Origin of the sequence: Pseudomonas spelaei (assembly GCF_009724245.1) — a bacterium.
Lineage (GTDB): Bacteria > Pseudomonadota > Gammaproteobacteria > Pseudomonadales > Pseudomonadaceae > Aquipseudomonas > Aquipseudomonas spelaei.
In genome coordinates this window covers 388,680-407,392 of the sequence record NZ_WNNK01000002.1, presented here as the reverse complement: position 1 = coordinate 407,392, position 18,713 = coordinate 388,680, and the positions used below count along the sequence as shown (strand labels likewise).

Genomic DNA, 18,713 nt, shown 5'->3' with positions numbered 1-18,713 from the left:
AGGACCATGGATTGGGAATACATTGTGTTAGCGCCGCTGGTCATCGGCTTCCAGGCCTTTGTCTTGTGGATGGTCTATCGGCTCTGGAAACACTTGAATAAGCAGCGGGCTTGCGCGACCACGCCCTATGCGCCAGGGACCGGTCTCAATGGCGCCAACATCCCGGTGCTGGCAACCTTTGTCGGTATCCGCGTACTGCCTTGGGTGGCACTTGCCAGCAACAACCTCAACCCGGTGTTGCGTATTGACGGTGAAAACCTGGTGTATCGAGTCTTGCGTCAGCAGCAACGATTACTGTCTTCGGTGCTTCAGGTGGACGTGCGTAGCGCCTATGGCACCTTCAACCTGATATTCGAGTTCCGGGACTCACCCATGACCTTCATCGCCAACCTTGGCAGCCCAGAACGGGGGGCTTATGTGTTGTCGATGTTGCCCGCCAGCGTGACGCTTTCCGAACGGGCACAGGCTGCGAAAATCGCGCTGCCTCTTTAAGTCCGGGCGAGCCTCGTGTTAAGTAGCGTGACTTTTCAGAACACGTTCAACGCGAGGCCGGTCATGAGCAAGCTGCGGGTAGGTATTATTTTTGGTGGTCGTTCGACCGAGCACGAGGTGTCGCTGCAGTCGGCGCGCAACATCGTCGACGCCCTGGACCGCACGCGTTTCGAGCCGATCCTGATCGGTATCGACAAGGCCGGCCACTGGCACCTCAATGACACTTCGAACTTCCTGATCAACCAGGAAAATCCGGCATTGATCGCCCTCAACCAGTCCAACCGCGAACTGGCGGTGGTACCGGGCAAGGCCAGCCAGCAACTGGTAGAAACTTCCAGCCAGACGATGCTGGAACACGTCGATGTGATCTTCCCCATCGTCCACGGCACCCTCGGCGAAGATGGCTGCCTGCAAGGTTTGCTGCGCATGGCGGACTTGCCGTTTGTGGGCTCCGACGTGCTCGGTTCGGCCGTGTGCATGGACAAGGACATCAGCAAACGCCTGCTGCGTGATGCCGGAATTGCCGTCACGCCCTTCATTACCCTCAACCGTGGCAACGCGGCGCGTACCTCGTTCCAGCAGGCGCAGCAGAAGCTCGGCCTGCCGCTGTTCGTGAAACCGGCGAACCAGGGCTCTTCGGTGGGCGTGAGTAAAGTCGGCAACGAAGCCGAGTATCTTGCGGCGATTGAATTGGCCTTGGGTTTTGACGAAAAAGTACTGGTGGAGTCGGCGGTCAAGGGGCGGGAAATCGAATGCGCCGTACTGGGCAACGACCGGCCTGAGGCCAGCGCCTGCGGTGAGATTGTGGTGCGTGACGGGTTCTATTCCTACGACAGCAAATACATCGACGGCCAGGCCGCCCAGGTGGTGGTGCCGGCCGATATCAGCGTCGAGGCCAGCGAGCGTATTCGTGCCTTGGCCATCGAGGCGTTTGAAACCCTGGGCTGCGCCGGGTTGGCGCGGGTCGATGTATTCCTCACCGACGACGGCGAAGTGTTGATCAACGAGATCAACTCACTGCCGGGTTTTACCCGTATCAGCATGTACCCCAAGTTGTGGCAGGCCGCCGGGATGAGTTACAGCGAATTGGTCAGCCGGTTGATTGACTTGGCGCTGGAGCGGCATGCGGGGCGCAAGGGGTTGAAGATCAGTCGCTAAGACAATTTGGAGGCCAGTAGCGCCATCAGGCGTTACTGAGGACCTCCCGAAAAACGTCCGGTCTGATGGCTGCAATATGCAGCAACGAACGTGCTGCGCCTGAAGGTGAGCGGCGACCTTGTTCCCATTCCTGAAGGGTGCGGACAGAAACTCCCAGTAGCTCGGCAAATTTGGGTTGCGACAGCCCCGTCTTGCTGCGTGCCTCAGCGGCTTGGGTGATTTCAACCTGATGGGTTTGGCCATGACGACCTGCTTTGACGTCAACAATGGCCGCCAGCAATTCTTCGCCAATATTGCGCTTGGCGTCACGTTGCTTGAGCTGTTTCTCAGTGAGTGGCATGGTTCATTTCCTTGGCGATTTTGTACAGGATGTGCGCTGGAATGTCCTCGGTGGCGCCCTTGCCATAAATCAGCAAGGTAACCAGTGCGCCGCAGGCCAGCTGTGTTGTGTAGATGATTCGGACCGAGCCGCTCTTACCCCGGCCTTCCAGGCTCCAACGTACTTTTCGGCAACCTCCAGAGCCTGGGACAACAGTCCCCGCATCAGGGTGGTTGGCCAGAAATGCCATGAAAATACCCCGTTCTTCTTCGGTCCAATAATCGGGCCATAGCTTGCTGAATAGTGGAGATTCGATGATTGTTAACACGCAAAATTCTACGTCTTTGACGTAGCCTCTGGCAAGAAGTGGCGGGGCCAGAAAGTGTCAGGGGAGGAGGGGGGCGTTCAAGGGACTTTTCACCGCAAAAAATGACATGGCACTTTGCATTGAGGCATAGCAGCAGTTAAGCGCAGGGAGCTGTAGGCCTATCTCTCGTTACTTTGTACGCGCAATCCACGAATACAATAACGTCTTCTTTTCCTCGCTGTGATGAGTCCGTCTGCGGTAGCTGGCAAACGCGTTTGACGTGCAGTAAGTGCACACCTCACTGACCTCAACCTGCTGGCGCGCAATCCCTGCCGCTTGCAGCAGAATCAACGCGTATTGGCTTAGGTCAAACCACGCACTCAATGCCTGCCTTGGCTCAGGCGGTGTAATGGTCGGCGTCAGCAGCGGCGCCGGCTGTTCGAATGTCCACGGTGCTTTACTGTCTTGCCACAAGTGGCCTTGGCTCGTTTGCAACTGGGCGATGAACGCCTCACTTACCTCATAACAGCAGGGCTTGATCGATGGACCGATGGCGACTTGCAGTTGGTCCAGGGCAACTCCCTCGGCGGCAAAACGCTGCATGGCGTTGGCGATGATTGCGCCTTGCAGGCCCTTCCAGCCACCGTGGAGCGCGGCCACTAACCCTCCCTCTTTCGAAGCAATCAGCAGCGGCAGGCAATCGGCGGTGATCACGGCGATGGAGTGCTTGTCACGGGTGAAAACACCGTCGGCCTCGATGGTATTGGCCACCTGGTCGCGGTGCCATTCAATGATCGTCGCGGTATGCGCCTGCTTGCAGAAGAACACCTCGTCAGGACGCAAGGGGTCGTTGATCGAGCAAAAGCCGTGGTCAACACCGGGAATGGCGCCGAGGTTACTTGCCTGATGCACGCTGTTCTCTCCGTTCAATAAAACGCGTAGACAGGGCGGCGACCGATGGGATCAATCGTCACCCTGGCGTATTCAATCTCCCAGCGCTTCGCCTTCACGTCGAGGATCGGCGCCGCCGCTCCAGGACGACTTACCCTGGGCATCACGCACCCGGACGACGGCCTGGGCGCCGCTGGTCATGTCGATCTCGCTCAGGGCGTGGCCCTTGTCCTTGAGCGCCTGCTTGAGTTGTGGGCTGAACAGCCCTTGCTCCAGCTCCGTGGCGCCATTGCGACTGCCGAAGTTGGGCAGGCCAACGGCGGCTTGCGGGTCCAGGTTCCAGTCGAGCATGGCTACCAGGGATTTGCTGACGTACTCGATGATTTGCGAACCACCCGGCGAGCCGACGGTGGCCAGCAGCTCGCCGCTCTGGCGGTCGAACACCAGCGTGGGGGCCATGGATGAACGCGGGCGTTTACCGGGCTCGATGCGGTTGGCAACCGGCTGGCCGTTTTCTTCTGGAATGAACGAGAAGTCGGTCATCTGATTATTCAGCAAAAAGCCCTGGACCATGACGTGAGAGCCGAAGGCCGCCTCCACTGTGGTGGTCATCGACACGGCGCCGCCCTGATCGTCCACGGCCACCACTTGCGAGGTGGAAATGCGCAGCGGTGAGCGGTCGGGTGCGTAAGCCACCTGGATCCCGGCCGGTTTGCCGGGTTTAGCGACGCCCATGCTGCGATCGCCGATCAACGCGGCGCGGCTGGCGAGATAGTTCGGTGCAACCAGGCCGGCGACGGGTACGGGGACGAAGTCCGAGTCGGCGACGTACAGGGCGCGGTCGGCATAGGCCAGGCGGTCGGCCTCGGCGATCAGGTGGACGGCCTCCGGCACCGGCTCCAGGCCCGCCGGGCTGTCGGTTTTCACCGGTTTGAGAGGCCCCAGGGCCCGGCGTGGGTCCCGGGTTTCCAGGGCCTGCAAGGTGCCGAGGATTTGCGCAATGGCGATCCCGCCCGAAGACGGTGGCGGCATGCCGCAGACTTGCCAGCGCTTGTAGTCGGTACACAGCGGTGCGCGTTCTTTGGCGGTGTAGCCTTTGAGGTCATTCAGCGACAGGCTGCCGGCGTTGCTGTTGCCCTGGACCTTGCGGGTGATCTCTTCGGCAATCGCGCCATGGTAAAGCGCGTCCGGCCCTTCCTTGGCAATACGCTTGAGTACATTGGCCAACGGCTGGTTTTTCAACAGGGTGCCGGTGGCTTTGGGAGTGCCATCGGCGTTGAGGAAGTACGCGGACATTTCCGGCGAGCGGGTGATGTAGCGGTCGGCGGCGATCAGGCTGTGCAGGCGTGGGGAAATCGGGAAGCCCTGTTCGGCCAGGCGAATAGCTGGTTCAAACAACGTCGCCCACGGTAGGCGGCCGGTCTTCTTGTGCGCCATCTCCAACGCGCGCAATACGCCGGGTGTTGCGACCGAGCGCCCGCCAATCTGTGCTTCGGGGAACGACATCTGCGAACCGTCAGCTTTCAGAAACAGACGCTCGGTGGCGCCCGCCGGTGCGGTTTCGCGACCGTCGTAGGCGTGCACCTGTTTGCCATCCCACAGCATGATAAAGGCACCGCCGCCGATGCCTGAGGATTGCGGTTCCACCAGGGTCAGTACGGCTTGCATGGCAATCGCCGCATCAATGGCCGAACCGCCCTTGCGCAGGATCTCTCGTCCGGCTTCGGCCGCCAGCGGATTCGCCGCCGCTGCCATATGGCGCTCGGCGTGACGGGGGTTCATGTCGGTGCGATAGCCCGAGCCAAGCTCCGGTGCCGGTGGCAGCTCAGGGGCGGTGGCGCTATGGCAGGCGGCGAGGGTGAGGGCGGCGGCTATCACCGAGAGGGTGGTAAGCCGTTGACGGCGGGGAATCGAAAACACGCGATGAACTCCGTTCATTTTGAGAATGATCTGTTGTCCTGGGGTAACGCTCTACAGGTAAATCATGCCTTGCAGGTACTGCACGGTCTTGCCGGAAATCCGCTTGTGGGAAAACGGTGACACTAACAGTGGGTGTGGCCGAGCGTCAAAATGAGGAGGCCTCATGGCTCAAGGCGTATGATTTCTGCTTGGTTAACTTCTGCCCAGGCGCTCTCTAGATGAACCCCAGTGTTTTTTATGCGTTAGCGGCCGCGGCATTGTTCGGTGCCAGTACCCCTCTTGCCAAGTGGTTGGGCGTGGAGGTCTCTGCTGTGCTGCTGGCCGGGCTGTTGTACTTGGGCAGCGGTGTCGGCCTGACGGTTATTCGTTTCGTTCGCGACCGAGGGTGGCGCAAGAGCGGGCTGACGGCCACCGAGTGGCCCTGGCTGATCGGCGCGATTGCCTTTGGCGGCGTGCTCGCACCGGTTGCGCTGATGTTCGGGCTGAGCCGCACGACGGGCGCCACGGCTTCGCTGATGCTTAACCTTGAGTCCGTGCTGACGGCGGTGCTGGCCTGGCTGGTCTTTAAAGAGAACGCAGACCGTCGAATCGTCCTCGGCATGGTCGCGATTGTGCTGGGTGGGATTGTTCTGTCCTGGCCTCAGGAAACGGCAGCCGCTCATGACTGGACCGGGCCGCTGGCGGTGGCGTTTGCGTGCTTGTGCTGGGCCATCGATAACAACCTGACCCGTAAAGTCTGCGCTTCCGATGCGTTGTTCATCGCCGGCAGCAAAGGCCTGGCGGCTGGCGTTGTGAACGGTGGCCTGGCACTGGCCTTTGGTGCGCAGTTGCCTGGGTTCACGACCGTTGTGCCGATTCTGTTGGTCGGGTTGCTGGGCTATGGCATCAGCCTGGTGCTCTTCGTGCTCGCCCTGCGCGGGCTGGGCAGTGCCCGCACAGGGGCCTACTTTTCCACGGCGCCGTTTCTGGGGGCGGTTATTTCGATTGTGATCCTGGGAGAGTCGGTGTCGCTGCTGTTCCTGGTGGCGGCAGCGTTGATGGCGCTGGGTGTGTGGATTCACCTGATGGAGAACCATGCTCACGAGCATCAGCATGCGGCCCTCAATCACGGCCACCGTCATGTCCATGACGAGCATCACCAGCATGAGCACAACTTCGATTGGGATGGCGCAGAGCCCCATAGCCATGCTCATGAACACTTGCCGATTCGGCACAGTCACCCGCATTTTCCTGACATCCATCATCGTCATAAACACTGAGACCTTGTGGGCATGAGTCGATGGCGTTTATAGTTGTGCGATGCAACTATGTGCTCATATTCAGCCGAAGGTGTCCTCCATGAATCGTTGTCAACCAGACCTCATTGATCAAATCCGTTCGGCCTCACGTCTCATGGTGCGAGAGCTGGGCTTTATGCAACCGAGGTTGGCGGCTTCCAGCTACCCGCCTTCATCGGTGCACACACTTGTGGAACTGGGCGAGCGTGGGTCACTGACCGCAGGTGAACTGGTGGAGCTGTTGGGGTTGGAAAAGTCCTCCGTGAGCCGGATGGTTCGCAAGCTGATCGAGGCGGGCGAGATTGAAGAGTTCGCTAACGCTGACGATGCTCGCTCGAAAGTACTGCGCCTCACGGCACAAGGCACGAACACCCTGGGAGAGATTGAAGTGTTTGCCAGGCGCCAGGTGGGGAATGCCCTAGGGCTGTTGTCGGGTGAACAACAACAAGCGGTGAGTCAGGGCATCGAACACTATGGCGATGCATTGCGGGTGCATCGACTGGGGGGCGAGCCTTCTACGCAACAGCGCTTCAGCCTCGTTCGAGGCTACCGGCCGGGTGTGATCGGACGCATTGCTGAAATGCATGCCCATTACTATGCAAAGCACGCCGAATTCGGCCAGCCCTTCGAAAGCCTGGTGGCAGCGGATATGGCGCAGTTGATGGGGCGCTTGGCCAATCCTCGCAACGAGGTGTGGGCGGTGCTGGATAGTGGGCGGATCGTCGGTTCGATTGCGATTGATGGTGAGGGCGAAAATGGCGAAGCAATACTACGCTGCTTCATTCTTGATCCCTCGGCGCAAGGTCACGGGTTGGGTAAACGCCTGTTGAGCGAGGCGATCAGCTTTTGTGATGAGCACCGCTTCTCTGCCGTTCGCCTCTGGACGTTCAAGGGGCTTGATGTGGCACGCAAGCTCTATGAGGACGCGGGCTTTGTGCTGGAGACGGAGCAGGAAGGGCAGCAGTGGGGCAAGTTGGTGGTTGAGCAGTGTTTTGTGCGGCAGGGAAAATAGCACGGCCGATTTTCAGGCATAAAAAAACGGCCTACCTTTCGGTAAGCCGTTTTTAGTACTTGGTGGCTACACAGGGACTTGAACCCCGGACCCCAGCATTATGAATGCTATGCTCTAACCAACTGAGCTATGTAGCCAAGTGGCGCGCATTATTCGCGTAGAACGGGAATGCGTCAAGCGATTTTTTGAAAATTTATCTACGCTATCAACTGTTTAACGGAAAGCAGTGGGTAAGGCGACGAGTGGCTTGGGGTTTTCACCGTTCTCAACATCACAAAAATCTTCTGTGGGAGCTGGCTTGCCTGCGATACAGGCGCTTCGGTGTATCAGTGATACCGGGGTGATGCCATCGCAGGCAAGCCAGCTCCCACATTTGATCGGTGTTAGTCATCAGGTTTTACGCGGATGCAGGCACTCTATCGAGCGATCGACCATGGCCTTGGCGATTTCCAGCAGGTGCCACACGGCGAGCACTTTGGCGCGGTCTGGGCTTTGCAGGTGTTCGCCGCAGTCGAGCGCGGTGGCCGAGGCGCTGTGCAGCAGGTCGGCGGTGTAGAGCAAGGAGTCTTCGAAGCTGATGTCTTCACTGATGGCGTAGAAGTGGGTCGACGGTTGCGGTGGGTTGGTCGGCAAATAGTGGTCGAGCGCACGGTGGAAGGCGGCGCGGTCTTTGGTCTTATCACGGGGTGGATCGGGGACGATCTTAAACATGGCATAGCTCCTGATTAATTCGGAGCCGGCCCGTTCGCGACTAAACGAAGGGTGGCGGCTGTACGCAGGTTAGTCGACCGGCTAATCAGGAAAACCCGGCGCACCCGAAGGTGCCCTGCGCACAGCCACCATGAAACCTCATGAGAGCATGCGCCTGATATAAGTCCGGGCGACTAAACCCGATCACTGAAAACCAGCGACGGACCGAAGACTAGTCACCGACTCCCCCAGGCACAAGGCCGAAAGATTCTCTAGGAAACGTCCCGCAAATTAAAGGGATTCATCTTGCTGGCCCTTTACAAACCATGACCACAGCATCAATTCATCTACTCGTTAGCCTCCTAAGGGTATGGCCTTCCTGCCCCCAAAAGTGGCACATTGTCGCACCTGCACCTGTGCATCCATCTGTTGTACGGAAATCCTCTCCATGGCTCTTAGCAATTCCCAGCCCTCTGTGACTACGGCGCCTGCTGCCGGGCAAACCAGCCCGTTGGTCATGCGTGTCATCGGCGCGGTAGCGCTGGCGCATTTGATCAATGACTTGATCCAGTCGGTGCTGCCGTCGATCTACCCGATGCTCAAGGCCAACTATGGCCTGACATTCACCCAGGTCGGGCTGATTACCCTGACGTTCCAACTCACTGCGTCCCTGCTGCAACCGTGGGTCGGCTATTACACCGACCGCCATCCCAAGCCGTACCTTCTACCGTGCGGGATGATCTGTACGCTGGTGGGCATTTTGATGATGTCCCAAGTGGGCAGTTTTCCGCTGATTCTCTTGGCAGCGGCGCTGATCGGGGTAGGTTCCTCGACCTTTCACCCGGAAGCGTCCCGCGTGGCACGCCTGGCATCGGGTGGGCGCTATGGCCTGGCACAGTCGACGTTCCAGGTCGGCGGTAACGCCGGCTCGGCCTTTGGCCCGTTGCTGGCGGCGGCGATCATCATTCCTTTCGGGCAGGGCAATGTGGCCTGGTTCGGTCTGTTCGCGGTGTTTGCCTTGTTTGTGCTGTATGCCATCAGCCGCTGGTACAGCCACCACTTGAACCTGTTCAAGCTCAAGCAAGGCCAGGCGGCAACCCACGGTCTGTCCAAGGGCCGGGTGCTGAGTGCGTTGGTGGTACTGGGGCTGCTGGTGTTTTCCAAGTACTTCTACATGGCCAGTTTCACCAGTTACTTCACCTTCTACCTGATCGAGAAGTTCGACCTGTCGGTGGCCAGTTCCCAACTGCATTTGTTCCTGTTCCTTGGAGCGGTGGCGGCAGGCACGTTCTTCGGTGGGCCGATTGGCGACAAGATCGGCCGTAAGGCGGTGATCTGGTTTTCGATCCTCGGCGTTGCGCCATTTACCCTGCTGTTGCCCCATGTCGACCTGTTCTGGACCAGCGTGCTCAGTGTGGTGATCGGCTTTATCCTGGCCTCGGCGTTTTCGGCGATTGTGGTGTACGCGCAAGAGTTGGTGCCGGGCAATGTGGGGATGATTGCCGGAGTGTTCTTCGGCCTGATGTTCGGTTTTGGCGGGATTGGTGCGGCGCTGCTGGGGCACCTGGCAGACATCCATGGCATCGAGTACGTGTATACGCTGTGCTCGTTCTTGCCGCTGTTCGGCGTGTTGGCCATCTTGTTGCCGCGCTCGAAAAAGGCCTGATCTCAAGTCGATCAGGTCGGGCAGATATCCTTGCTGCCCAACGTGTGCGATCAAAGATTAAATCGAGTGCTCCTGCGACGGGCTTCGGCGTGATACCGGGGCCCCGATTTACGGATGCAGCGGATTGTGAGTAGCCCGTTTGAGCTGTTCACGCGCGCGTGATAGGCGCGAGCGGACAGTCCCGATGGGTATTTCCAGTACGTCAGCTGTGTCCTGGTAGCTGCCATCGGTCTGCAGTGAGGCGTACAACGTTTTGCGCATTTCCAGCGGCAGGTGTTTGATGGCTTTCAGGGTTCTTTCAAGCCTGCGGTTGACCTCGAACTCCCAATCCAGATTGTGGCTGTCCTCCTGGCCATGCCATAGCGCTTCATCGAATTCGCAATGCACAGGCTTGGCGTACAGGCGCCGAAAGTGATTGCGGATCAGGTTCTGTGCGATGCCGCACATCCAGGTGCTGAGTGTGGCCTGCCCACTGAAACGATCCTTGTTGCGCCAGGCCTCCAGATACGTCAGTTGCAGAAGATCGTCCGCATCTTCCGGGTTGAGTACGCGTTTATGAATGAACCGACGGAGTTTTTTCTGATGGTCGTCCGACAGATCGAGGATGGATTGGTGCGAGTCGGGGGAAAGGTGACCTAAAGCATCGATAGGAATATCCATGATTTTTTCCTCAGGGTGGACACGGTCGAAAATGGTTTCGACGGGAACCCTGTTAGCACTGCTTGTGCCAAGGAGAAAACTTGCATATCTAATTGATATATATAGATAAATATTTTATTTGAGTGGTTTTTTTTGCAGTAACTTGCACAAGCCACTGTCGGCTTGTGCCGATTTTTTCAAAAACGTCGGCATTGCCAATAAATATGGAACCGTACCGGGTTCGTCTGCCACACAAGGAAACGAAACTTCCTGCCCAGGCACTCCCATGAAAGTCGATCCCCATTTTGATGTGCAAAAAAACCAGCGTCTGGATCAGCCTGTGCCTGCGAGAACTGACACGGAGCCAGTCTCCCGAACAACGACAGGGCCTGCCGTCGATGACCTGGCTGCGCTGTTCAGCCAGGAGGTCGATCTCAACAGCAAGGGTTTGAGCCGGCGTCAACTGGGGACGCGTGTGACGCCAGTGGAGCAACTGTCACAACTCTACGAGCAGTTGGGGCATCCGGCTCAAGCGACATTGGCGACCATGGTGCGTAATGTCCGGGTTCAGTTGTTGCTTAAGCCCAATCTGGAAAAGTTGTTGGACCTCACGGGGAACGATCCGGCCCGGGCCTATGTGGTGCTCAAGGCGGTGGCCGCAGAGGCGCAAACCTATGTGCGTACTGCTGAGGCGGCGCTGGCCCGCGATGCGCTGGCAAAGCTGGAGATCCGCTTCAAACCCCATATCCAGGCGGGCTTGAACATTGCGCTGGCGCTACAGGCCGGCAGTGATGATCCGGAGTTGCGTCAGGCCGTACGCAGTCTGTATTACGCCAGCGTGGTCACCCGGCAGTCGTTGCCAGCCATGATGCACGCTTTGTTGGGGTTATTCGGTGGTGAGGGTTTTCATCAGGGGCTGAAGTTGATGCGTCGGGCCCTGGCTGATGATATTGCCGCGCATGCCCCTTCGGTGCCCAGCGCCCAGCTTCGCACCCTGCTACTGGGTTTGCGAAGCTGTGGTCAGTTGGGCAGCGTGTTGTCTGATTGCCGCAAGCTGATTGAGCGCCTGGTGGCTTTGCATCCCGCTGTTGACCGTGACGCCGTGGCGCTGGTGCAGCGTTTTCTGGGGTATGCGAGCACTGGTATTGCGCCTGCTGAGGTCCAGCGTCTGGGACGCGAGTTGGGCGGCGCCGACTCACCTAGCCAATTGATTTCGCTGAATGCCATATATCCGCTGCTCAAGAGCCTGCCCATGGCCTTGTGGCGCGATAACAAGGGGCATCAGGAGGCGCTGCACAACGTCAAGCTGGTGATGGACGAATATACGCTCATCGAACGAGGTACCCGGCCTATCGGAGCTTGGCCGAGCAACGCGGTATGAGTGTGCTACGGGCAATCAATACGATGCTGCTGAAGGTTGCACAACGTGCCGAGGTAATGGGTGCGGTGGTGATCCTGGGCATCGTGTTTATCTTTATCGTGCCATTGCCGACCTGGCTGGTGGATATCCTGATTGCCCTCAATATCTGTATTTCGTGTTTGTTGATCGTGCTGGCGTTATATCTGCCGGGGCCATTGGCCTTTTCCTCGTTCCCGTCGATCCTGCTGCTGACCACCATGTTTCGCTTGGCGTTATCGATCGCCACCACGCGTTTGATCCTGCTGGAGCAGGATGCCGGGGACATTGTCGAGGCCTTTGGCAATTTTGTGGTGGGGGGCAATCTGGCGGTGGGGTTGGTGATTTTCATGATCCTGACCATCGTCAACTTTCTGGTGATTACCAAGGGTTCGGAGCGTGTTGCCGAAGTGGCGGCGCGTTTCAGTCTGGATGCAATGCCTGGTAAGCAAATGTCGATCGACAGTGATTTGCGGGCTGGTCTGATCGATGGCGAGCAGGCGCGCGATAAGCGCGAGCAATTGTCCCGTGAAAGTCAGCTGTTTGGTGCGATGGACGGCGCCATGAAGTTCGTCAAAGGCGACGCGGTGGCAGGGTTGATTATCGTAGTCATCAATTTGCTGGGCGGCTTTTCCACCGGCATGTTTCAGCATGGCATGAGCGCCAGTGACTCCATGGCGCTGTATTCGGTACTGACCATTGGCGATGGCCTGATTGCACAGATTCCTGCACTGCTGATCTCCTTGACCGCCGGCATGATCATCACCCGTGTGGCGCCGAGCGGGCGTAACAAAGGCGCGAATAACATGGGCGCCGAGATTGCCCGGCAAATGACCAGCGAACCCAAGAGCTGGATGATTGCGTCTATCGGTATGCTCGCTTTCGCGGCGCTTCCCGGGATGCCCACCGTGGTGTTTATCCTCATTTCGCTGACGACAGGTGCCTTGGGGTACTACCTGGCACGTCAGCGCAAACAGGCAGAACAACCTGGAGGCGCCGATGCCGATGCCGAGAGCGTTGCGCCGGAAGACAACGGTGTAGAAGACCTGCGCGGTTTTGATCCGTCACGGCCTTACCTGTTGCAGTTTTCGCCCGCCCAGGAGGGCTCGCCCTTGGCGATTGAATTGATCCATGGGATTCGCCAGGCGCGTAATGGTCTTGTTGCCTACATTGGGTTGACGCTGCCGCCGTTTGAAATCGAGTATCAGCCGTTGCTGGCTGATAATGAGTTCCGCTTCTGCGTGCATGAAGTGCCGATGCTCAAGGCCACGCTTGGCCATGAGGTAGCCGTGGAGCACGGGGCGCTGAGCGTCGAGCCGGATAACGGTGTCAGGGGCCTGCCTGCGCGCGATGAAGAGCATTGGGTGTGGTTGGCCGCCGACGACCCCTTGCTCGACGACCCGCAGTTGGAGCGGTTTACTGCCAGCAGCTTGATCATCGAGCGGATGAGCAAGGCGATGCTGCTCAGTGGGCCGCAGTTTCTCGGCATCCAGGAGAGCAAGTCGATCCTGAGTTGGCTGGAGTTCAATCAGCCGGAGCTGGTTCAGGAGCTGCAGCGGATCATGCCGCTTTCGCGCTTTTCGGCGGTGTTGCAGCGCCTGGCCAGCGAGGGGGTGCCGCTGCGGGCCGTGCGGTTGATTGTCGAGTCGTTGATTGAGTACGGCCAGCATGAGCGTGAACCAGAAGCCCTGGCCGACTATGCGCGGATCGCTCTCAAGGCACAGATTCTTCATCAGTACAGCGAAGCTGACGGTTTGCATGCCTGGCTGTTGTCACCCCATACCGAAAACGTGCTGCGCGAGGCGCTGCGCCAGACCCAGACCGGGGTGTTCTTTTCCCTCGACAACGACAACAGCGCGACGCTGGTGAGCCTGCTTAAACAAGCCTTTCCCGTGCGCATCAAGAGCAAAAGTGTACTGCTGGTCGCGCAAGATCTGCGTAGCCCTTTGCGTACCCTGCTGCTGGAAGAGTTCAACCATGTACCGGTGCTGTCGTTTGCCGAGCTGGGCAGTTCGTCCCAGGTCAAGGTGCTGGGGCGGTTTGACCTGAGCCAGGACGATCTACTGACTGGGGCCGTGGCATGAGTACTCTTTTGAGGGTTGTGCTTTGTTGTCGCTCGGCCGGTGCCGTGTGGGTCAGGCTATCGCCAGTGGCTACGAGGGCCTGACTATGTTTGAGCTACGAGTACTTGATGGCTTGCACCAAGGGGCCGCGCTGCCGTTATTCGGCGAGCAGTGGAGCATTGGTGCACGCCCTGACGCTGACCTGGCACTTTACGATCCGGGGATTGCCGAACGCCATGTGCGGTTACGGTGTGTCGAGCAGCGTTGGTCGGTGCAGGCCGAGGAAGGGGTGATGCAGGATGCCGACGGCCTGATCCTGGCACAGATTACCGACCTGGAGCTCAACCGGGCCTTTTCGATTGGAAACATTCGGCTCTGTGTCATGCATGCCGATCAACCTTGGCCCGAAACACCCACTCCTGTCCGTCAGGCGCCCACGCCAATGAGCGATGCACCCGCCGCATTGAAGTTGTCTTCAATCCCGGGGGCGCAGCAGAAGCGGCTGATCAGCTTGGTGGCAGTGGTCGCGGTCATCATCACGGCGTTGGGCATGGCCTCGACGGGCGAGCGTGAGGCCCAGGCGTCATTGATGCCACCGGTAAGCCAGAAAAGTGAACTGGGTTCGCCTTATGACGTGCGCCAGAAGTTACTGAGGATGCTCAGTGAGCGCGAGCTGACCAACCGGATCAGTCTTCAGGTGATCAACGGCCAAGTGGTACTGGATGGCGATGTTCCTCAAGAAGATGTGGAACTGGTATCACGCATGCTCAGTCGATTTGGCGAACAGTTCGAAACAGGCGTACCGGTAATCAGTCGAGTCAAGGTACGTGACGGGGCACTGCCTTTCAAAATTTTGCAGATTGTCGGTGGACCAAACGGCCATGTCGTCCTGGAGCAAGGGAGTCGGTTGTTTGTCGGCGATGAAGTGGATGGCTTGCGACTGGTATTGATCGATAACACCAAGGTGGTATTCGACGGCCAGCAACGGTTTGAGGTGCGCTGGTGAGCCAGGATATGCAAGCGCGTCTCGAGGCCTGGCAGCAGCGTCAGTCGAGTGCGCTGGCCAGCTTTGCACCGGTTGCGGTGCGCGGTCGCATCCAGCGCGTCAATGGCATGTTGTTGCAATGTCGCCTTCCAAACGCGCGCATCGGTGATCTGTGCCAGGTCGAAAAGTCCGCTGGCGAATACATGTTGGCTGAGATTATCGGCTTCGACCAACAGGATGCTGTGCTCAGTGCTCTGGGCAATCTTGAAGGCGTGCGAGTAGGCGCCAGCGTGCAACGCCTGGGGGTGCCACATCGGGTACGGGTCGGTGATGAATTGCTGGGTCAGGTGCTCGATGGTTTCGGACGGCCGATTGCAGGCGAGGGTCCCAGTGCTTTTGTCGAGGCCGACACACCAGAGGCGAGCACGGTGTTGTGCGAGGCGCCATTACCCACCGAGCGGCCCCGGATCAACCGAGCGTTGTCCACGGGGGTGCGCTCGATTGATGGGTTGATCACGTTGGGCGAGGGCCAGCGTATCGGCCTGTTCGCCGGCGCTGGTTGTGGCAAGACCACCTTGTTGGCTGAGATCGCCCGCAACGTCGAGTGTGATGTGATCGTGTTTGGACTGATTGGCGAGCGTGGCCGGGAACTGCGTGAATTTCTCGACCATGAGCTCGATGATCAATTGCGCGCCAAGGCCGTGTTGGTGTGCGCGACGTCTGACCGCTCAAGCATGGAGCGCGCCCGGGCGGCCTTCACCGCGACAGCGTTGGCCGAAGGGTTCCGACGCAAGGGCAAGCGGGTGTTGCTGCTGATTGACTCCTTGACCCGATTTGCCCGGGCCCAGCGTGAAATCGGCCTGGCCGCCGGCGAGCCTCTGGGCCGTGGTGGTTTGCCGCCTTCGGTGTACAGCCTTATGCCGCGTCTGGTGGAGCGGGCCGGATTGACTCGCGACGGGGTGATCACGGCCATCTACACCGTGCTTATCGAGCAGGACTCGATGAACGACCCGGTGGCGGATGAAGTGCGCTCCCTGCTGGACGGCCATATCGTGCTGTCACGCAAGCTGGCAGAGCGCGGCCACTACCCGGCGGTTGACGTGTTGGCCAGCCTTTCACGGATTTTAAGCAACGTCGCCGAGCCTGCGCATATCCAGGCCGGTACGGCCTTGCGACGCCTGTTGTCGGCGTACCAGCAGATCGAACTGATGCTCAAGTTGGGCGAGTACCAACCTGGCAGCGATGCCCTGACCGATCTGGCGGTGGACAGCCGTCAGGCGGTGGATGGTTTCCTGCGTCAGGACCTGCGTGAGCCCGTGCCGATGGAAATAACCCTGGACCAATTGATGGAGTTGACCACCGATGTCCCTTTCTGAAATCGATACCTTGCGGCGCTTGCGCAAGCATCGGGCAGACCGGGCCGAGCGCGCGTTGCGCGCGGCCAAAAGGCAACAGCAAGCGTTGCTGCTGCAAATCCAGCAGGCACAGGATGCACTGGAGCAAACCCGGTTGGATGAAGTCCGAAAAACCGCAGAGTTGTTAGGCAAGCATCAAGGGCAAGTGATCTCGTTCCAGGACCTCAAGTCCTGGAATGCCCAGGAGCGCACGTTGTCCGCCGACACCCGCCGTGAAGAAGGGCAGTTACATGAGCTGCACGGCCAGCGCGAGGAGCAACTGACCCACATCGACAGCGCGCAGAAGCAGGTTACCCAGTGTTTGCGCGAGGTTGAAAAGCTCCAGGAGTTATCCCTTTTGTTGGTGCAGGAAGAGAACGATGACGCAAGTTCCAGCGAACAAGCCTGAGCGCCCGCGTCTGCGCGAGCCCCGGGAAGAGCGTGAGCCCGGCATGGTGGGAGTCGTGCCTTGGGAACAGGGGCGGTTATTTACCCTGCTGTTTACCACCGACCGCGAGGGCGGCGGCTACGGTTCATCCCCGCCGGGCATGACGGCCTCGACTGAGCACCTGATGATCGAGGCACTGGCCGAGCAGTTGGCGCCTCGTATACAGGGGGCCTCGCAATGGCCTCTGCAGGCCACGCTTTACCTGCCGCGCCTGGGGCGGATCAACGCCAGTGTGCGTCGGGAACAAGGTGCCTGGAACGTTGAACTGGAGGCGGAAGAGGAGCACACGGCGCGTTGGCTACCGGGTGTGCGCCAACGGCTCCAGGATGGACTGGCCGGGGTGTTGGCACAGCCTGTCAGCGTGCACCTGGCCCACGTGGACCCGGCATGATCGTGCCGTTTTTAACTGTGCCTGTGGTGGATGGTGCCACGGTTGTTGCGCGACGCAGGTTGGGGCGCGGATTGCGCATGCCGTTTCAGGTTGCAGACCAGAGCGGTGACTTGCTGATGGAGCCCGGCCGTGCCCCCACGGGCGTTGCGCCGCTGTGTTTTGAGAGCGCCTGTGGGGTGCTGGCGTTCGCCGAACCAGGGCCGCTGTTCAGTTTATTGGGTGAATGCCCGGTGACGTTGGCCGAGGCTGGCAATGATCCGGATTCGTGGTTCTGGGAATTGTTCCAGCACCACTTGAGCCCTCAGGTGCGGGCGTTGTTCGGTTACCTGCGGTTGGTGCCGGCCCCCAGGAAGTCGAACTTCGGCTGTCGCTTCACGGTGACCCTGGGGCCTTCGAGGGTTGTGGGTTACCTGTGGCTGGCCCCCGAGAGTTTGCTGGCGTTGTGCGAGGCCGGCCCTTGGCAACCGACAGCGGGCCCGCTGCCGGCGTCGTTTCAGTGGGCAATGGCGGTGACCTTGGGGCGCCTGCAATTGCCGATCACGCAGTTGCGCAGCGTACGTGCCGGTGACGTGGTGATGCTCGAACAGCCTTTTTTCGATGTGCAAGGCAACGGTCATTTGCACATGGGCAGGCATCGGCTGCATGGGCGTATTGACGATGAATCCGGGCCGTTGTGCCTGACGCTTATTTCGATCGAGGAAACGTCCGTGGACGAAGACTTTGCAACACAGCAGTACCCAGAGGATGAGGATGATCAACCCGTGGTGGATGTCTTCGGCCATGAGCCTTTCGACGAGTTGAACATGACCCTGACGGTGCGCTGCGGAACCTTGAGCCTGACCCTGGGTGAACTGCGTAATCTTGCCCCTGGTACGGTGTTGGGTATCGCCGGGTACGCTCCCGGCATGGCCGGGCTCTATTACGGCGACCGGCCGATTGGCCAGGGACAGTTGGTGGAAGTGGATGGGCGCCTGGGATTGCAGTTGTCCCGCGTGATTTTTTCCCGATGACGTTCCAGGGGGTTGATCCCCTTGTCCTGGCGCTGTTTCTCGGCACCTTGTCGTTGATGCCGATGCTGTTGATCATCTGCACGTCTTTCTTGAAAATCGTGATTGTGCTGATGATCACCCGCAACGCCATCGGCGTGCAGCAGGTGCCGCCGAGCATGGCCATCAATGGTATAGCGCTGGCCGCGACGCTGTTTATCATGGCGCCCGTGGGGTATGAGATTGCCCAGAACATCAAGGCTTCGCCCGTGGACACGAGCAGCGTACAGAGGCTGCTGGATACGGGGCTTGAGGCCATACAGCCGTTGCGCGCATTCATGTTGCGCAACACCGATCCGGATGTATTGACCCACCTGCTGGAAAACAGCGCGCGCATGTGGCCGCCTGAAATGGCGCAAAGCACCCAACGCGAAGACCTGATCCTGTTGGTCCCGGCTTTTGTGTTGTCGCAGTTGCAGGCGGGGTTCGAGATCGGGTTCCTGATCTACATTCCTTTCATCGTCATCGACCTGATTGTTTCCAACCTGCTGCTTGCTCTGGGCATGCAAATGGTCTCGCCCATGACCATTTCCCTGCCGCTCAAACTGCTGCTGTTCGTCATGGTCTCCGGGTGGTCGCGGTTGCTCGACAGCCTGTTCCTTTCTTATCTCTGAGTGCC

At 59.2% G+C, this 18,713-nt stretch carries 19 protein-coding genes and 1 tRNA gene; 13 read left to right on the top strand and 7 right to left on the bottom strand.

What is annotated here, in order from left to right; translation table 11 throughout:
• The first annotated feature begins 6 nt into the window (after window positions 1-6).
• Both GNF76_RS04040 and ddlA read left to right on the top strand, forming a co-directional pair.
• Window positions 7-492, top strand: a complete 486-nt coding sequence (locus GNF76_RS04040) for a hypothetical protein (protein WP_155581876.1) — start codon at window positions 7-9, stop codon at window positions 490-492.
• Between the two features lie 63 nt (window positions 493-555).
• Window positions 556-1,650, top strand: a complete 1,095-nt coding sequence (gene ddlA / locus GNF76_RS04035; RefSeq protein WP_155581875.1) for a D-alanine--D-alanine ligase — start codon at window positions 556-558, stop codon at window positions 1,648-1,650.
• 25 nt (window positions 1,651-1,675) lie between these two features.
• Here the strand turns inward: ddlA and GNF76_RS04030 are convergent, their stop codons facing one another.
• The 4 genes from GNF76_RS04030 to ggt form a co-directional block, all read right to left on the bottom strand.
• Window positions 1,676-1,990, bottom strand: a complete 315-nt coding sequence (locus tag GNF76_RS04030) for a helix-turn-helix domain-containing protein (RefSeq protein ID WP_155581874.1) — start codon at window positions 1,988-1,990, stop codon at window positions 1,676-1,678.
• The gene (locus tag GNF76_RS04025; protein ID WP_178123168.1) at window positions 1,977-2,297 is read right to left on the bottom strand and encodes a transcriptional regulator; all 321 of its coding nucleotides are present in this window, start codon (window positions 2,295-2,297) and stop codon (window positions 1,977-1,979) included. Before GNF76_RS04025 ends, GNF76_RS04030 begins: the two co-directional genes overlap by 14 nt.
• A 168-nt stretch (window positions 2,298-2,465) precedes the next feature.
• On the bottom strand, window positions 2,466-3,188 hold the full coding sequence (locus GNF76_RS04020; protein ID WP_178123167.1) for a laccase domain-containing protein: 723 nt from the start codon (window positions 3,186-3,188) through the stop codon (window positions 2,466-2,468).
• Between the two features lie 72 nt (window positions 3,189-3,260).
• Window positions 3,261-5,105 carry a gamma-glutamyltransferase gene (gene ggt, locus GNF76_RS04015; protein WP_155581871.1) on the bottom strand — a complete coding sequence of 615 codons (1,845 nt, stop codon included), beginning with the start codon at window positions 5,103-5,105 and terminating at the stop codon, window positions 3,261-3,263.
• A gap of 200 nt (window positions 5,106-5,305) precedes the next feature.
• Here ggt and GNF76_RS04010 point away from each other — a divergent pair, with 200 nt between their 5' ends.
• Window positions 5,306-6,346 carry a DMT family transporter gene (locus tag GNF76_RS04010; RefSeq protein ID WP_155581870.1) on the top strand — a complete coding sequence of 347 codons (1,041 nt, stop codon included), beginning with the start codon at window positions 5,306-5,308 and terminating at the stop codon, window positions 6,344-6,346.
• 79 nt (window positions 6,347-6,425) lie between these two features.
• Window positions 6,426-7,376 carry a bifunctional helix-turn-helix transcriptional regulator/GNAT family N-acetyltransferase gene (locus GNF76_RS04005; protein ID WP_155581869.1) on the top strand — a complete coding sequence of 317 codons (951 nt, stop codon included), beginning with the start codon at window positions 6,426-6,428 and terminating at the stop codon, window positions 7,374-7,376.
• 60 nt (window positions 7,377-7,436) lie between these two features.
• On the opposite strand, the gene GNF76_RS04000 is transcribed toward GNF76_RS04005, so the two are convergent.
• Both GNF76_RS04000 and GNF76_RS03995 read right to left on the bottom strand, forming a co-directional pair.
• A tRNA-Met gene (locus GNF76_RS04000) sits at window positions 7,437-7,513 on the bottom strand.
• A gap of 253 nt (window positions 7,514-7,766) precedes the next feature.
• A complete protein-coding gene (locus GNF76_RS03995) occupies window positions 7,767-8,087 on the bottom strand; it encodes a DUF6124 family protein (RefSeq protein WP_155581868.1) in 321 nt (106 codons plus the stop codon).
• Between the two features lie 427 nt (window positions 8,088-8,514).
• On the opposite strand from GNF76_RS03995, the gene GNF76_RS03990 reads away from it, so the two are divergent.
• On the top strand, window positions 8,515-9,732 hold the full coding sequence (locus GNF76_RS03990; protein WP_155581867.1) for an MFS transporter: 1,218 nt from the start codon (window positions 8,515-8,517) through the stop codon (window positions 9,730-9,732).
• 108 nt (window positions 9,733-9,840) lie between these two features.
• Here GNF76_RS03990 and GNF76_RS03985 read toward each other — a convergent pair whose 3' ends face one another.
• The gene (locus GNF76_RS03985; RefSeq protein ID WP_155581866.1) at window positions 9,841-10,392 is read right to left on the bottom strand and encodes an RNA polymerase sigma factor; all 552 of its coding nucleotides are present in this window, start codon (window positions 10,390-10,392) and stop codon (window positions 9,841-9,843) included.
• A 265-nt stretch (window positions 10,393-10,657) separates the two neighbouring features.
• Between GNF76_RS03985 and sctW the strand changes: the two genes are divergently transcribed.
• From sctW to sctR, 8 genes are all read left to right on the top strand, one after another.
• A complete protein-coding gene (gene sctW / locus GNF76_RS03980) occupies window positions 10,658-11,752 on the top strand; it encodes a type III secretion system gatekeeper subunit SctW (RefSeq protein WP_155581865.1) in 1,095 nt (364 codons plus the stop codon).
• Window positions 11,749-13,851 carry a type III secretion system export apparatus subunit SctV gene (gene sctV, locus GNF76_RS03975; protein ID WP_155581864.1) on the top strand — a complete coding sequence of 701 codons (2,103 nt, stop codon included), beginning with the start codon at window positions 11,749-11,751 and terminating at the stop codon, window positions 13,849-13,851. Before sctW ends, sctV begins: the two co-directional genes overlap by 4 nt.
• A gap of 85 nt (window positions 13,852-13,936) precedes the next feature.
• Window positions 13,937-14,836 carry an FHA domain-containing protein gene (locus tag GNF76_RS03970; RefSeq protein WP_155581863.1) on the top strand — a complete coding sequence of 300 codons (900 nt, stop codon included), beginning with the start codon at window positions 13,937-13,939 and terminating at the stop codon, window positions 14,834-14,836.
• The gene (locus GNF76_RS03965; RefSeq protein WP_178123165.1) at window positions 14,833-16,191 is read left to right on the top strand and encodes a FliI/YscN family ATPase; all 1,359 of its coding nucleotides are present in this window, start codon (window positions 14,833-14,835) and stop codon (window positions 16,189-16,191) included. The genes GNF76_RS03970 and GNF76_RS03965 overlap by 4 nt, the downstream gene beginning before the upstream one ends.
• On the top strand, window positions 16,178-16,618 hold the full coding sequence (gene sctO, locus GNF76_RS03960; protein ID WP_155581861.1) for a type III secretion system stalk subunit SctO: 441 nt from the start codon (window positions 16,178-16,180) through the stop codon (window positions 16,616-16,618). Before GNF76_RS03965 ends, sctO begins: the two co-directional genes overlap by 14 nt.
• Window positions 16,590-17,048, top strand: coding sequence for a type III secretion system HrpP C-terminal domain-containing protein (locus tag GNF76_RS03955; RefSeq protein WP_155581860.1), 459 nt, complete (start codon window positions 16,590-16,592; stop codon window positions 17,046-17,048). The genes sctO and GNF76_RS03955 overlap by 29 nt, the downstream gene beginning before the upstream one ends.
• The gene (gene sctQ, locus GNF76_RS03950; RefSeq protein ID WP_155581859.1) at window positions 17,045-18,058 is read left to right on the top strand and encodes a type III secretion system cytoplasmic ring protein SctQ; all 1,014 of its coding nucleotides are present in this window, start codon (window positions 17,045-17,047) and stop codon (window positions 18,056-18,058) included. The genes GNF76_RS03955 and sctQ overlap by 4 nt, the downstream gene beginning before the upstream one ends.
• Complete coding sequence (gene sctR / locus GNF76_RS03945; RefSeq protein WP_155581858.1) at window positions 18,055-18,708, top strand: type III secretion system export apparatus subunit SctR; 654 nt, start codon at window positions 18,055-18,057, stop codon at window positions 18,706-18,708. Before sctQ ends, sctR begins: the two co-directional genes overlap by 4 nt.
• Window positions 18,709-18,713 lie beyond the last annotated feature (5 nt).

Coding starts and splice junctions, on each gene's coding strand:
- GNF76_RS04030 (WP_155581874.1), bottom strand. CDS start 1,990: ATGCCACTCACTGAGAAACAGCTCAAGCAACGTGACGCCAAGCGCAAT.
- sctW (WP_155581865.1), top strand. CDS start 10,658: ATGAAAGTCGATCCCCATTTTGATGTGCAAAAAAACCAGCGTCTGGAT.
- sctV (WP_155581864.1), top strand. CDS start 11,749: ATGAGTGTGCTACGGGCAATCAATACGATGCTGCTGAAGGTTGCACAA.
- GNF76_RS04040 (WP_155581876.1), top strand. CDS start 7: ATGGATTGGGAATACATTGTGTTAGCGCCGCTGGTCATCGGCTTCCAG.
- GNF76_RS04010 (WP_155581870.1), top strand. CDS start 5,306: ATGAACCCCAGTGTTTTTTATGCGTTAGCGGCCGCGGCATTGTTCGGT.
- GNF76_RS04005 (WP_155581869.1), top strand. CDS start 6,426: ATGAATCGTTGTCAACCAGACCTCATTGATCAAATCCGTTCGGCCTCA.
- sctQ (WP_155581859.1), top strand. CDS start 17,045: ATGATCGTGCCGTTTTTAACTGTGCCTGTGGTGGATGGTGCCACGGTT.
- ddlA (WP_155581875.1), top strand. CDS start 556: ATGAGCAAGCTGCGGGTAGGTATTATTTTTGGTGGTCGTTCGACCGAG.
- sctR (WP_155581858.1), top strand. CDS start 18,055: ATGACGTTCCAGGGGGTTGATCCCCTTGTCCTGGCGCTGTTTCTCGGC.
- GNF76_RS03955 (WP_155581860.1), top strand. CDS start 16,590: ATGACGCAAGTTCCAGCGAACAAGCCTGAGCGCCCGCGTCTGCGCGAG.
- sctO (WP_155581861.1), top strand. CDS start 16,178: ATGTCCCTTTCTGAAATCGATACCTTGCGGCGCTTGCGCAAGCATCGG.
- GNF76_RS03995 (WP_155581868.1), bottom strand. CDS start 8,087: ATGTTTAAGATCGTCCCCGATCCACCCCGTGATAAGACCAAAGACCGC.
- GNF76_RS03990 (WP_155581867.1), top strand. CDS start 8,515: ATGGCTCTTAGCAATTCCCAGCCCTCTGTGACTACGGCGCCTGCTGCC.
- GNF76_RS03970 (WP_155581863.1), top strand. CDS start 13,937: ATGTTTGAGCTACGAGTACTTGATGGCTTGCACCAAGGGGCCGCGCTG.
- ggt (WP_155581871.1), bottom strand. CDS start 5,105: ATGAACGGAGTTCATCGCGTGTTTTCGATTCCCCGCCGTCAACGGCTT.
- GNF76_RS03985 (WP_155581866.1), bottom strand. CDS start 10,392: ATGGATATTCCTATCGATGCTTTAGGTCACCTTTCCCCCGACTCGCAC.